11 protein-coding genes are annotated in these 13,920 nt (G+C 72.9%); 6 read left to right on the forward strand and 5 right to left on the reverse strand.

The features are described from left to right. Positions 1–4: 4 nt before the first annotated feature. Positions 5–496 (reverse strand): RDD family protein, encoded by a 492-nt coding sequence (locus G9H71_RS01700; protein WP_231133978.1) that lies wholly within the window; start codon positions 494–496, stop codon positions 5–7. A gap of 217 nt (positions 497–713) precedes the next feature. Here G9H71_RS01700 and glnA (G9H71_RS01705) point away from each other — a divergent pair, with 217 nt between their 5' ends. The 5 genes from glnA (G9H71_RS01705) (at position 714) to G9H71_RS01725 (ending at position 6,025) form a co-directional block, all read left to right on the forward strand. Further along, complete coding sequence (gene glnA / locus G9H71_RS01705; RefSeq protein WP_166276865.1) at positions 714–2,138, forward strand: type I glutamate--ammonia ligase; 1,425 nt, start codon at positions 714–716, stop codon at positions 2,136–2,138. A gap of 143 nt (positions 2,139–2,281) precedes the next feature. Next, a complete protein-coding gene (locus G9H71_RS01710) occupies positions 2,282–2,743 on the forward strand; it encodes a hypothetical protein (protein ID WP_166276868.1) in 462 nt (153 codons plus the stop codon). Beyond that, on the forward strand, positions 2,740–3,669 hold the full coding sequence (gene bla / locus G9H71_RS01715) for a class A beta-lactamase (RefSeq protein ID WP_331272676.1): 930 nt from the start codon (positions 2,740–2,742) through the stop codon (positions 3,667–3,669). Before G9H71_RS01710 ends, bla begins: the two co-directional genes overlap by 4 nt. Before the next feature lie 144 nt (positions 3,670–3,813). After that, the gene (locus G9H71_RS01720; RefSeq protein ID WP_166276871.1) at positions 3,814–5,661 is read left to right on the forward strand and encodes a M20/M25/M40 family metallo-hydrolase; all 1,848 of its coding nucleotides are present in this window, start codon (positions 3,814–3,816) and stop codon (positions 5,659–5,661) included. An 88-nt stretch (positions 5,662–5,749) separates the two neighbouring features. Next, positions 5,750–6,025, forward strand: a complete 276-nt coding sequence (locus G9H71_RS01725; RefSeq protein ID WP_231133979.1) for a GlsB/YeaQ/YmgE family stress response membrane protein — start codon at positions 5,750–5,752, stop codon at positions 6,023–6,025. 96 nt (positions 6,026–6,121) lie between these two features. Here the strand turns inward: G9H71_RS01725 and G9H71_RS01730 are convergent, their stop codons facing one another. Genes G9H71_RS01730 through glnA (G9H71_RS01745) form a run of 4 tightly spaced genes read right to left on the reverse strand, consistent with a single transcriptional unit; the run spans position 6,122 to position 11,923 of the window. After that, complete coding sequence (locus G9H71_RS01730; protein WP_231133980.1) at positions 6,122–6,970, reverse strand: hypothetical protein; 849 nt, start codon at positions 6,968–6,970, stop codon at positions 6,122–6,124. Between the two features lie 31 nt (positions 6,971–7,001). Next, positions 7,002–9,998: a bifunctional [glutamine synthetase] adenylyltransferase/[glutamine synthetase]-adenylyl-L-tyrosine phosphorylase gene (locus G9H71_RS01735; RefSeq protein WP_166278914.1), complete on the reverse strand. Its 2,997-nt coding sequence runs from the start codon at positions 9,996–9,998 to the stop codon at positions 7,002–7,004. A gap of 22 nt (positions 9,999–10,020) precedes the next feature. Next, positions 10,021–10,554 (reverse strand): SRPBCC family protein, encoded by a 534-nt coding sequence (locus G9H71_RS01740; protein WP_166276874.1) that lies wholly within the window; start codon positions 10,552–10,554, stop codon positions 10,021–10,023. Between the two features lie 31 nt (positions 10,555–10,585). Then, positions 10,586–11,923: a type I glutamate--ammonia ligase gene (gene glnA / locus G9H71_RS01745; protein WP_166276877.1), complete on the reverse strand. Its 1,338-nt coding sequence runs from the start codon at positions 11,921–11,923 to the stop codon at positions 10,586–10,588. Between the two features lie 87 nt (positions 11,924–12,010). On the opposite strand from glnA (G9H71_RS01745), the gene G9H71_RS01750 reads away from it, so the two are divergent. Next, on the forward strand, positions 12,011–13,855 hold the full coding sequence (locus G9H71_RS01750; protein ID WP_166276880.1) for an NAD+ synthase: 1,845 nt from the start codon (positions 12,011–12,013) through the stop codon (positions 13,853–13,855). The last annotated feature ends 65 nt before the right edge of the window (positions 13,856–13,920 follow it).

The following is a 13,920-nucleotide window of genomic DNA, read 5'->3' on the forward strand; positions in this document are numbered from 1 at the left end:
AACGTCAGACGCGGACGACCGCGGTGCCGGCGGCCTTGTCGTGCAGGCCGCGGCCGTCCGCGTCCCAGATCGCCGCGGGGACGACGAGCGTCAGCAGCACGGTGCGGATCGCGGTGCGCACGCCCCAGACGGTGCGCGGCTCACCCGGCCGCGCCATCTCCAGCCGCAGGCCAAGGGCGAGATAGCCCGGCGTACGCCCGGTGGCGGCGAGCGTGCCCCAGCTCACTGCGGCGAAGACGCCGAGCACCAGCAGGTCCCAGGCCTGCCCGTCGACGTCCGCCCCGATCGTCGCGATCCGGGTCAGCGCGAGCGCGAGCACCCAGTCCAGGAAGAGCGCGACGAGGCGGCGCCCGAAGCCGGCGACGGCCCCCGACCCTTCGACAGGGCGGCCCAGCCGCTTGCCCCGCGGCGGCAGCTGGACGCCCTGGGCCTCGAGGGTGGCGCGCGGCCCGTTCAGCCACGACCCGAGCGTGCGGCGGTCCAGGCTCGAAGGCATGGCAGCAGGCTATCCCGGGTAGCTGGGCACCACCTCTTCGTCAGCGGCCGCCTACGCCCCGCGTCCAGAGCGCGTGCCCGACCCCTGGGTCACGTGCCCGTAACACCGGCGTGAGATCCCGTAACACTGGTGAAACAGTAGGGTCATGGCCGGGTAACGGCACGTGCTTAGCCTGCGGCAAGGCGGCAGTCCCGCGCCGCAGCGACCAGGAGGGTGCATGTTCAACAACGCGGACGAGGTCCTGCGGTTCATCAAGGACGAGGGCGTCAAGTTCGTCGACGTCCGGTTCTGTGACCTGCCGGGCGTGATGCAGCACTTCAACGTGCCGGCGGACTCGGTGGACGAGGCGTTCTTCACCGAGGGCCAGATGTTCGACGGATCCTCGATCCGCGGCTTCCAGGCCATCCACGAGTCCGACATGAAGCTCATGCCGGACCTCGACACGGCCTACGTCGACCCCTTCCGCGTGCAGAAGACGCTCAACATCAACATGAGCATCGTCGACCCCTACACGGGGGAGGCCTACAGCCGCGACCCGCGCCAGATCGCGGCGAAGGCCGAGGCCTACCTGCGCGGCACCGGCATCGCGGACACCGCCTTCTTCGCCCCCGAGGCCGAGTTCTACATCTTCGACGACATCCGCTTCGAGACGAAGCAGAACGCCGGCTACTACTTCATCGACTCCATCGAGGGCGCCTGGAACACCGGGCGCGTCGAGGAGGGCGGCAACCGCGGCCACAAGACCCCCTACAAGGGCGGCTACTTCCCGGTCCCGCCGGTCGACCACTACTCGGACCTGCGCGACGCGATGGTCACCGAGCTCGACAACCTCGGCCTGCAGGTCGAGCGCTCGCACCACGAGGTCGGCACCGCGGGCCAGGCGGAGATCAACTACCGCTTCGACACGCTGCTGAAGTCGGCCGACAAGGTCATGCTCTTCAAGTACGTCATCAAGAACGTCGCGCACGCGGCGGGCAAGACGGTGACGTTCATGCCGAAGCCGATCTTCGGCGACAACGGATCGGGCATGCACTGCCACCAGTCGCTGTGGAAGGACGGCGCGCCGCTCTTCTACGACGAGCTCGGCTACGGCGGCCTCTCCGACATCGCCCGCTGGTACGTCGGCGGCCTGCTGCACCACGCGCCGTCGCTGCTGGCGTTCACCAACCCGTCGGTGAACTCCTACCACCGCCTGGTGCCGGGCTTCGAGGCGCCGGTCAACCTGGTCTACTCGGCCCGCAACCGCTCGGCCTGCATCCGCATCCCGGTCACGGGGTCGAACCCGAAGGCCAAGCGCATCGAGTTCCGCGTGCCGGACCCGTCGAGCAACCCCTACCTCGCGTTCGCCGCCATGCTCATGGCCGGCATCGACGGCATCAAGAACAAGATCGAGCCGCCGACGCCCGTCGACAAGGACCTCTACGAGCTCCCGCCCGAGGAGCACGCCGAGATCGCGCAGGTGCCCGGCTCGCTCGCCGAGGTCCTCGACGCCCTCGAGGCCGACCACGACTACCTCACCGAGGGCGGGGTCTTCACGCCCGACCTCATCGAGACGTGGATCGCCTACAAGCGCGCCAACGAGATCGACCCGATCCGCCTGCGCCCGCACCCGCACGAGTTCGAGCTGTACTTCGACATCTAGGCCTTCCTTCGGTCGAGCCGGACGGCCGCTCCCTGCGCAAGACGCAGGGGGCGGCCGTTCGTCGTTCGGGGGTTCAGGACGCGTCCGCGGCCTGCGCCTCGCCTCCCAGCTGAAGGCAACGGCGTGGGCACAATGGCACCGCCATGACGAACCCCAGGCTCCCCCAGCTCGAGGCCCTCGCCCGCCACCTCGCCGACCTGCGCGACGGCGTGCACGACGGCGTGGCCGGCCGCGGCGACAAGGAGCGCTCGTTCGCGCGCACGGTCGACCTGCTCGACCCCGTCGCGCGGCAGGCACTCGCCGAGGTCGACGAGCAACTGCTGCACGGCACCGGAACCGTGACCGCGTCCGGAGTCGTCCGCTCGTCCGACGGCGGCACTGAGGCGAGCTGGACGCTGCACTGGCCCGAGCAGCAGCGGCGCGGCCTGCCGGGCGTGACGCTCCAGGCGCACTTCGAGCGGTCGTTCCACCACCCGCACCTGCGCGGCACGACGGTCGGGGAATGGCCGCTGAACGTGTTCAGCGCCGCCGACGCGGAGGACCTGCACAACCTCGTCTACCGCAGCGACTGGTCGCTCGTGCCCGAGGCGCTCCACGAGCCGTGAGACGCCTTCTCCGCGCCACTGCGACCGCTGCGGTCCTTCTCCTGCCTGCCACCGGCTGCTCATTGACGCCGGGCGCCGGCGCCACGGCGTCGTCGACGCCATCCCCGACCGCCACCGCGCCGACGCCTGCGGCCGCGCCCCCGACTGCGGACGAAGAGTTCGGCGAACTAGAGGACGCCTATCAGGCCCGCCTCGGCGTCTACGCCGTCGACACCGGCACCGGCCGAGAGCTGACGTACCGGGCCGACGAGCGCTTCGCCTTCGCCTCGACCGTCAAGGCGCTCGCGGCCGGCGCGCTCCTGCAGCAGCTCTCCGACGCCGAGCTCGACGCGACGGTCGAGTACGACACGGCGGACCTCGTGCCGCACTCCCCCGTCACCGAGCGGCACGTCGTCACCAACTTGCCCTGGCGCACGGTGCTCGCAGCGGCGCTGCAGCAGAGCGAAAACACCGCGGCGAACCTGATGTTCGCCCGGCTCGGCGGCCCGGCCGGGCTGCAGCAGGCGCTGCGCGCCCTCGGCGACCGCGTCACCCGCTCCGACCGGGTCGAGCCGGCCCTCAACTCGGCCGTCCCAGGCGACGTCCGCGACACCACGACTGCGCGCGCCATCGCCCACGACCTGCGCGAGCTGCTGCTCGGCGACGCGCTGCAGGCCGATCGGCGCGCCCTGCTGCGTGCCTGGATGACGACCAACACGACAGGCGGCCCGTACGTCCGGGCCGGGCTCCCCGCGGGCTGGGAGGCCGCTGACAAGACGGGGAGCGGGGGCCATGGCACCCGCAACGACATCGCCGTCGTCTGGCCGCCGGGCGGCGGGGCGCCGTACGTCATCGCCCTCATGTCGGACCGGGGCGTCGAGGGCGCCCGCTCGGAGGACCGGCTGCTCGCCGACGCCACCCGCGTCGCCCTCGAGACGCTGCGCTGAGCAACGCCGATCCGCGTCGCCCTCGAGGCGCTGCGTCGTGCGACGCCACCCGACCGAAGGTTCACGAGCGCAACCAAGCTTGTGGGACACCGATATCGGGAGGAACCTCGACGGACCCGGAAGGACCGAGCGGAGAGAAGGCCCATGAGACTCCTGCGCCGACCATCGACCCGCGCCCTGCTCGTGGCCACAGCTGCCACAGCAGCGGCCATTACCGGAACGGCCGCCCCTGGCGCGTGGGCAGCGGCGTCCGCTCCCGCGGCGGCACCGCCCGTCGCCCAGGTCGCACCCAACCATGGGATCCCGGCCCTGATCGCGCTGGTCAACGAGCTGCGCGCGGACGGCAGCATCGGCGCCAACGCGACCGCCAGCCTGCTCGAGCGGCTGCAGCGGGCGCTACGCGAGGAGCAGGGCGGCAGCGAGGCCCGCCCGATCGCGTACCTGCGGCACTTCATCGCCCGCGCCGAGAACCAGGTGCGTGACGTGGCCGCGCGCGCCGAGCTCGTGGCCGCTGCGGAGTACGCGATCGCGTGGCTGCAGGAGGACGACGACGCGGAGATCAGCGGGTCCGCCCAGCTGCAGCAGGACGTGACGCTGGCCGGCGTGATGCGCCATCTCGAGGCGTTCCAGGAGATCGCCGACGCCAACGGCGGCAACCGCTTCGCCGGCAGGCCGGGCCACGACGACTCAGCCGAGCACGTCTACGAGCTGCTCGACGCGGCCGGCTACGACGTGAGCTACCAGCAGTTCCCCTACTCGATCGCGAACCCCACCTTCCAGCAGATCACGCCGGACGCGGTGACCTACACCCCGGTCGCGCAGTACAACCCCGCGACGAACACCGGCTACGGCGACGTCACCGGGCGGGTCGTCCCCGTCGACGTGAACAACACCCCGACGTCGGTCCCGAGCAGCAACACCTCCGGCTGCGAGGCCGGCGACTTCGCGGGCTTCCCCGCCGGGTCCATCGCGCTGCTGCAGCGCGGCACCTGCGATTTCGTCGTCAAGGCGGCCAACGCCCAAGCGGCGGGGGCCGCGGCCGCGATCATCTACAACGAGGGGACGCTCGGCGTCCCCGACCGCAACAACACGCTGAACCCCACGGTCGCCGGCCAGAACATCGCCATCCCGGTGATCGGCATCAGCTACCTGCTCGGCCGCGACCTGATGGAGCCCGCTAGCACGACGGTCCGGATCAAGACCGAGATCGTCAACCTCGTCACGAACAACGTCATCGCCGAGACGCCCGGCGGCAACGGCGAGAACGTCGTCATGCTCGGTGGGCACCTCGACTCGGTCGAGGAGGGGCCCGGCATCAACGACAACGGCACCGGCACCGCCGCACTGCTCGAGACGGCGCTGCAAATGGCTGGCGACCCGGTCAACAACAAGGTGCGCTTCGCGTTCTGGTCCGCGGAGGAGTCGGGCCTGCTCGGGTCGAACTACTACGTCAACAACCTGCCCGTCGCCGAGCGCGAGAAGATCGCGCTCTACCTCAACTTCGACATGGTCGGCTCTCCCAATTACTTCCGCGGCGTCTACGACGGCAGCGGAACGCTCGGCGGCACCGCACCGCGGCCTCCGGGCTCGGCCGCGATCGAGCAGCTCTTCAACTCGCATTTCGGCTTCAACGGGCTGCCGTTCGAGGACACCGAGTTCAGCGGGCGCTCGGACTACCAGGCCTTCATCAACACCGGCATTCCTGCCGGTGGCCTCTTCACCGGCGCGGAGGGCGACAAGTCCGCCGCCCAGGTCGAGCGCTACGGCGGCGTGGTCGCCGACTACGACCCCTGCTACCACCAGGCCTGCGACAGCTTCACCCCGACCGCCGACGGCGCAGACGCCGCGCTCTACGCCCAGCTCGCCACGGCGTACGGGCCCCAGCTCGTCGGCAACGTGAACACGTACGCACTGGACACCAGCGCCGACGCCATCGCTCACGCTGCGGCTACGTACGCCTACAGCACGGAGTCGGTGAACGGTGTCGGCTAAAGCCGAGGAGCGACCGACGATCTTCTATGTGTGAAGGCCGCCTGGATCGGGGATCAGTAGGCCTGCAACGACACGTCGGGAGGTCTCAATGTTCTTCATCATCGGGATGATTATCGTGGCCCTGATCGCGGGGTTCATCGCCCGCGCGGTGGTTCCGGGCCGTGACCCGATGGGACTGGGCGGCACGCTCCTTCTGGGGGTCGTCGGCTCGTTCATCGGCGGGTTCCTCGGATTCCTGCTCTTCGGGCGTGACTTCGAGGACGGCGCGGCGCAGACGTCGGGCATCATCGGCTCGATCATTGGCGCCGTCATCGCGCTGCTGATCTACCGCCAGGTGCGCGGGAACTCGCACGCCCGCATCTGACCTGCGGCACGCTCGTCGAGGGCGCCGCGGCCACCGGCCGCGGCGCCCTTCGCGTGTCTGCAGATCTGAGATGGCCCCGAGCGGAGCGATACTCGCTCAGAGCCCCGGCCCGGCGCCCCGCGCCAGCCCCGAGCGCACCCGCGCGGCTGTGACCGCCTCCACCGGCAGCTCGGGTAGCAGCGACTCGATCTCGGCCGGCTCCAGCCCGTCAGCGAGCAGCCGGTCGAGGAGGGCGTCCGCCTCGTGCGGCGGCACCGGCAGCGTCAGCCCGGCGTCGGCGAGCGCCGCCTCGGCGAGAAACCGCGCCGTGGCCAGGTCCGCCTGCTCGGCCGGCGGCTCGACCGCGGGCACGGCGGCTCGCGCGGCCGACTCCGCCGCCCGCACCAGCGAGAGCGGCAGCCCTTCGTTCTCCACCTCGAGCAGCGGCACGTCCCCCAGGGCCGCGAGCACGAGCTGCTCGGCCTCCACCTGCAACGGGTCGGACCACTCGGCCGCACGTACGACGGCGACCAGGTCGTCCTCGTCCTCGCCCACATCACTGGCCAGCTCGGCCCACGCCTCGGGACAGGTCTTCCTCGCCCGGTCGGCCGCCTGGACGCACGTCTCGAGCACGAACGGGACCAGCACCTGCTCCTCGAGCCGCTGGGCGTAGACCCCGCCCTCCGGCATCAGCGCCCCGAGCGCATCGCGGAAGGTGCCCGGCCGGGCCTCCCCCAGCTCCAGCGGACGGTCCTCCTCGCCTCCGAGCGGCAGCTCCGCCGCGGCCCGTGAGCCCAGCGTCTCCCCGCTCGGCGCCACGCGCCCGTGGCGCCGCTGCTGGTGCGGACGGTCCGACAGGCCGACCGCCCACGCGCACACCTCGACGATGAGCGCCGCACCCCGCTCGCGCAGCACCTGCCGCGTCAGCGGGCCCAGCTCCCCGTCGAACACCACGTCGTCGAACACCGCTCCAGAATGCCCTGCGACCCGGGCGGGGTCAGCCGAAGAAGACCCGGTCGAAGGCCGCCCGCGCCCGTCGCGTGGTGCGCTTGTGGTCCTCCAGCAGCTGCCCGCCGCCTCCCGGCGGGTAGCCGAGCAGGCGGGCCACCGCGGACACCTCGCGCAGGTCCTTGGGCAGCTCCGACCCCGTGCGCCCGCGGACGAGCACGACGGCATCGCGCAGCCGGGACGCGAGCACCCACGCCGTCCGCAGCGCCTCGGCGTCCTCGGCGTCCAGCAGGCCCGCCTCGGCCGCGGCAGCCAGTGCAGGCAGCGTCTGCGGAGTGCGCAGCCCGGGCACGTCGGCCGCGTGCCGCAGCTGCAGCAGCTGGACCGCCCACTCCACGTCGGAGATGCCGCCCGGCCCCAGCTTGAGGTTGCGCGACCGGTCCCCGCCGCGGGGAAGCCGCTCCGCCTCGACGCGCGCCTTGATCCGGCGGATCTCGCGCACGTCGTTCTCCGGCAGCCCGTCCGCCGGCCAGCGCAGCGGCTCGATCATCTCGAGGAAGCCGCGCCCGAGCTCGGCGTCCCCCGCGACCGGCGCGGCGCGCAGCAGGGCCTGTCGCTCCCAGACGGCCCCCCAGCGGGCGTAGTACGCGGCGTAGGAGCCCAGCGTCCGCACCAGCGGCCCCTGCCGGCCCTCCGGGCGCAGGTCGGCGTCGACGACGAGCGGCGGGTCGGGGGCGGGCAGCGCGAGCACGCGGCGCAGCTCGTTCGCCACGGCGTACGCCGCCTCGGCCGCGTCGTGGTCGTCCGCCCCCGGCACGGGCGAGTGCACGAACATCACGTCGGCGTCGCTGGCGAATCCCATCTCGCCGCCGCCGAGCCGGCCCATGCCGATCACGGCGATGCGTGTGGGCAGGGGGCCGCGGCGCTCGCCGGCGACGAACCGCATGGCAGCGTCGAGCCCGCCGGCGAGCGTGGCGGCGGCCACGTCGCTGAGCGCCGTGCCCACCTGCTCCACGTCGAGCAGGCCGAGGACGTCGGCCGCAGCCACGCGGAAGAGCTCGCGGCGGCGGACCGCACGGGTCACGGCCGCCGCGATCGTGGGGTCCTCGTGCCGGCGGACGCTCGCGAGCACCTCCTCGCCGAGCTGGAGCTGCCGCCGCGGCTGCAGCTCGGCGTCGTCGCCGAGCATGCCGACGGCCTCGGGCGCGCGTAGCAGCAGGTCCGCGGCGTAGCGGCTGGAGGCGAGCACGAGGGCGAGCCGTTGGGCCGTCTCACCCTCGTCGCGCAGGGTCCGGAGATACCACGGCGTGTCCCCCAAGGCGTCACTCACCTGGCGGAAGGCGAGCAGGCCGGCGTCGGGATCCGCCGCGTCGGCGAACCAGCCCAGCAGGGCCGGCAGCAGCGCGCGCTGGATCGCCGCCCGGCGGCGCACGCCGGTGGTGAGGGCCTCCAGGTGGCGCAGCGCTCCGGCGGGGTCGGCGTAGCCGAGCGCCTCGAGCCGGGCCCGCGCGGCCTCGGGTGCCAGCCGGGCCTCGCCCGGGGAGAGCCGGGCGACGGCCTGCAGCAGCGGGCGGTAGAACAGCTTCTCGTGCAGCCGCCGGACCTCGAGCGCGTGCCGCTTCCACTCACGCACGAGCTCCAGGGCCGGGTCCCCGCCGAGCCCGAGGGACCGGCCGATGCGGCGCAGGTCCGCCGAGTCCTCCGGCACCAGGTGGGTGCGCCGCAGCCGGTGCATCTGGATGCGGTGCTCGAGGGTGCGCAGGAAGCGGTACGCCTCGTCCAGCTTGGCGGCGTCCTCGCGCGCGACGTAGCCGCCGTCCGCGAGGGCCGCGAGGGCGTCGAGCGTCGTCGGCGAGCGCAGCTCCTCGTCGCCGCGCCCGTGCACGAGCTGGAGGAGCTGCACGGCGAACTCGACGTCACGCAGCCCGCCGCGGCCGAGCTTGAGCTGGCGGTCGGCCTGCGCCCGGGGCACGTGGTCCTCGACCCGCCGGCGCATCGCCTGCACGTCCTGGACGAAGTCGGGCCGCGCCGCCGCCTGCCACACCAGGGGTGAGACGGCGTCGACGTAGTCCTCGCCGAGCCGCCGGTCACCGGCCGAGGGCCGAGCCTTGAGCAGGGCCTGGAACTCCCATGTCTTGGCCCAGCGCTGGTAGTAGGCGAGATGGCTGCGCAGGGTGCGGACCAGCGGGCCCTGCTTGCCCTCCGGTCGCAGCGCCGTGTCGACCTCCCACAGCGGACCCTCGGGAGACGGTGCCGAGCAGGCCTTGAGCAGCCCCTGGGCGAGCCGTCCGGCCACCCGGAGGGCGTCCGCCTCGTCGGCGCCGGGGGCCGGCTCCGCGACGAAGACCACGTCGACGTCGCTGACGTAGTTGAGCTCGCGGCCGCCGCACTTTCCCATCCCGATCACTGCGAGCCGGGCGGAGCGGCCGGCGTCCGGCTCGCCGGCCCGAGCGATCGCCAGTGCGGCCTCCAGCGCGGCGTCGGCCAGCTCGGCCAGGTCTGCGGCGGTGCCCGGCAGGCCGCGCTCGGCGACGAGGTCGCGGGCCGCGACGACCAGCAGCGCCCGGCGGTACGCCGCCCGCAGCGCGTCCACCGCGTGGTCCGCAGTGGCGACGGGCAGCTCGTCCGTCGCGCGGGCGCCGACCGCGGAGAGGAGCTGCTCGCGCAGCGGGCGCAGCGTGAGCGGAGCGGCCCCGCGCAGGAGGCGCCAGGCGTCGGGGCTGCGGGTGAGCGTCTCGCCGAGGGCAAGGCTGGCGCCGAGCACCGCCAGCAGGCGGCGGCGCAGGGCCGCGTCGTGCTGCAGCTCGGCGAGCAGGGCGGACGCGTCCGGCTGGGCGGCGACGACGGCCGAGAGGCCCGCGAGGGCCTGGTCGGGGTCGGGGGCGGCCCCGAGGTCGGACAGCAGCCGTCCGTCCTCGGCCAGCGGCGCGAGCGGGCCGGTCTCCAGGGACTGCGCTGCGCGCTCGGCGTCGGTGAACCCCAGCCGCGCCAGGCGGGTGCGGCGGTCCCCGCCGGTCGGGCGGGCCGGCGGTGGCTGGGCCGGCACCGTGGTCACCTGTGCCCTCCGTTCACGGGCGCATCGTCGCACCCGGCGCGGGCCCGGTGGGGCGGGCGGGTCGGGCCCGGCCGGCGCGGCGCAGCAGCCGGACGTACGGGCTCCAGCGGGCCGGGCTGTGCACGCTCCCCTCGACCGCGAGCTCGGCCCGGTCGAGCAGGTCCTCGATGAGCGCGTCGTGCAGGTTGCGCAGCGCCAGCGACCACACCAGCCGCGTCGTCCCGTGCACCTCGGCCTCGAGCGTGTGGCGCAGGACCGTGCCGACGCGCTCGCGGCGCTCCACCTCGAACCGGTGCACGCCGACGACGCCCGCCGGGGACCGGAACCGGAAGACCGCGCTGCGCGCCGGCTGGTGCGCAACCACGGCGTACCGGATCCGGCCGTGGCCCCCCACGGCGCCGGCCCGGAGCGGGCGGTCGAGGCGCAGCGCGGGCCAGCGGTCCGACGGCCAGAGCACGTCGCTCTCGCCGCCGAGCGCGTCGACCAGCGCACCGACCGCGTCCGGGTCGGCGAGCAGCAGCCGCTCGTGAACGTTGCGGATCAGCATCCGCGCGCTCCCCCGGCCGGCAGTGCGTCCGTCAGAGCACCGGCAGGTAGCGGTTCAGCTCGAACGGCGTGACCTCGCGTCGGTACTCGACCCACTCCTGGCGCTTGTTGCGCAGGAAGAAGTCGAACACGTGCTCGCCGAGCGTCTCGGCGACGAGCTCGCTGCCCTCCATGACGCGGATCGCCTCGGCGAGGTTCGAGGGCAGCGGGTTGATGCCCAGCGCCCGCCGCTCGGCGTCGGTCAGCGACCAGACGTCGTCCTCGGCGCCCTCCGGGAGCTCGTAGCCCTGCTCGATGCCCTTGAGGCCAGCCGCCAGCAGCACCGCGAAGGTCAGGTAGGGGTTGCACGCGGTGTCGGGAGAGCGGATCTCGATGCGCGTCGACCCGCCCTTGTTGGGCTTGTACATCGGGACGCGCACGAGCGCGGAACGGTTGTTGTGGCCCCAGCAGATGAAGGCCGGCGCCTCGTTCTCGCCCGACAGCCGCTTGTAGGAGTTCACCCACTGGTTGGTGACCGCCGTGATCTCGGAGGCGTGGCGCAGCAGCCCCGCGATGAACGAGCGGCCCACCTTCGACAGCTGGTACGGCGCCCCGGCCTCGTGGAAGGCGTTGCGGTCGCCCTCGAACAGCGACAGGTGCGTGTGCATGCCGGAGCCGGCGTGCTCGGTGAACGGCTTGGGCATGAAGGAGGCCTGCACCTCCTGCTCGAGCGCGACCTGCTTCATCACGAGGCGGAACGTCATGAGGTTGTCGGCCGTCGTCAGCGCGTCGGCGTAGCGCAGGTCGATCTCCTGCTGGCCTGGGGCGCCCTCGTGGTGGCTGAACTCCACCGAGATGCCCATCGACTCCAGCATCGTGATCGCCGCGCGCCGGAAGTCGTGCCCGATGCTGTGGGGCGTGTTGTCGAAGTAGCCCGCCCGGTCCACCGGCACCGGCCGGCCGTCCGCCGCGAGCTCCTTCTCGAAGAGGTAGAACTCGACCTCGGGGTGCGTGTAGAAGCTGAAGCCGAGGTCGGCCGCCTTGCTCAGGGTGCGCTTGAGGACGTAGCGCGGGTCCGCGAACGACGGCGACCCGTCCGGCATGAGGATGTCGCAGAACATCCGGGCGACGCCCGGGGACTCCGCGCGCCAGGGCAGGATCTGGAACGTCGTGGGGTCGGGCTTGGCGAGCATGTCCGACTCGTAGACGCGGGCGAAGCCCTCGATCGCCGAGCCGTCGAAGCCGATGCCTTCGTTGAAGGCGGCCTCCAGCTCGGCCGGGGCCACGGCCACCGACTTCAAGAAGCCGAGGACGTCGGTGAACCACAGCCGTACGAAGCGGATGTCGCGTTCCTCGATCGTCCGGAGGACGAACTCTTCCTGCCTACCCATGGCCGCATCCTCCTATGAACCGTGTGTCGCCGAGGTTACGGGTCCTCCGCGTGTCACGGAGGGAGCTCTCGCCCCTACGCTCGTGTCGTGCCTCAGATGCGAATCGCGCTCGCTCAGGTCAACCCCGTGGTCGGCGCCGTCTCGGCCAACGCCCAGCTCGTGGTCGACAGCGTCCGGGAGGCGGCCGCGCAGGGAGCGCACCTCGTCGCCCTGCCGGAGCTCGCCCTGACGGGCTACCCGGTCGAGGACCTCGCCCTGCGCAAGACGTTCCAGACGGCCTCCCGCACCGAGCTGGCCCGGCTCGCCACGCGGCTGGCCGACGAGGGCCTCGGCGACACCGTCGTGGTCGTCGGCTACCTCGACGCGCTGCCCGACGCGGTGCCCCAGCTCGGCAAGCCCGCCGGCTGCCCGCAGAACGCCGCGGCGTTCCTGCACGGCGGCCGGGTGGTCGCCCGCTACGCCAAGCACCACCTGCCGAACTACGGCGTCTTCGACGAGTTCCGCTACTTCGTCCCGGGCAACTCGCTCGCCGTCGCGCGGGTGCACGGCGTCGACGTCGCGCTCGTGATCTGCGAGGACCTCTGGCAGGACGGCGGCCCGGCGGCGGTCGCCCGCGAGGCCCAGGCCGGCCTGCTCCTCGTCGTGAACGCGTCCCCCTACGAGCGCAACAAGGACGACGCCCGCTGCGGCCTGCTGCGCCGGCGCGCCGCCGAAGCCGGCTGCACCGCCGCGTACGTCAACATGGTCGGCGGCCAGGACGAGCTGGTCTTCGACGGGGACTCGATGGCCGTTGCGGCCGACGGCGCCATCCTCGCCCGCGCACCGCAGTTCGACGAGACGATCCTCTACGTCGACCTCGACCTGCCGGCGGCGACCGCGCCGGTCGACGACGCCGAGAGCCACCTCGAGGCGCCCGACGGCAGCCACGTCCGCATCGAGCGGGTCGTCATCTCCGCCGACCCGGTGCCGGCGTACGAGGCGGTGCAGGCGCCGATCGCCGAGCGGACCTCCGACGAGGCCGAGGTCTACGGCGCCCTCGTGCTGGGGCTGCGCGACTACGTGCGCAAGAACGGCTTCCGCTCGGTCGCGCTCGGCCTGTCCGGCGGCATCGACTCCGCCCTCACCGCGGCCATCGCGTGCGACGCCATCGGCGCGGAGAACGTCTACGGCGTCTCGCTGCCCAGCAGCTACTCCTCGGGCCACTCGAAGGACGACGCGGCCGACCTCGCCGAGCGCACCGGAGCGCACTACTCCACGGTGGCCATCGCCCCGATGGTCGAGGCGTTCCTGTCCCAGCTGGAGCTGACCGGCCTGGCCGAGGAGAACCTGCAGGCACGCGTGCGCGGCACGACGCTGATGGGGCTGTCCAACCAGCACGGCCACCTCGTGCTGGCGACCGGCAACAAGAGCGAGCTCGCAGTCGGCTACTCGACGCTCTACGGCGACGCGGTCGGCGGCTACGCCCCGCTCAAGGACGTGCCGAAGACGATGGTCTGGGACCTCTCGTGGTGGCGCAACCGCGACGCGGAGGAGCGCGGCGAGCGTCCGCCGATTCCGGAGAACTCGATCACGAAAGAGCCTTCTGCCGAGCTGCGGCCGGACCAGCGCGACACCGACTCGCTGCCGGACTACAAGCTGCTCGACGCCGTGCTCGACCACTACGTCGAGCAGGACCTCGGGGTGGCCGACATCGTCGCCGCCGGCTTCGACCCCGACCTGGTCGAGCGCATCCTGCGGATGGTCGACGCGGCGGAGTACAAGCGCCGGCAGTACCCGCCGGGCCCGAAGATCTCTGCACGCAACTTCGGCCGTGACCGGCGGCTGCCGATCACCAGCCGGTGGCGCGAGACGGCGCCGGGAGCGCATGCCGAGACGGCGCCTCCGGCTGTGACCTCGCCGCCCGGGGAGGGCTCGGCCGTCACCGGCGCCTGACCGGCTCCGCGCCGCGCGCGGGGACCGCCGCGAGTGGCACGATGGCGGCAGTCCGGGGACGCGTC

Source organism: Motilibacter deserti (genome assembly GCF_011250635.1).
Taxonomy (GTDB): domain Bacteria; phylum Actinomycetota; class Actinomycetes; order Motilibacterales; family Motilibacteraceae; genus Motilibacter_A; species Motilibacter_A deserti.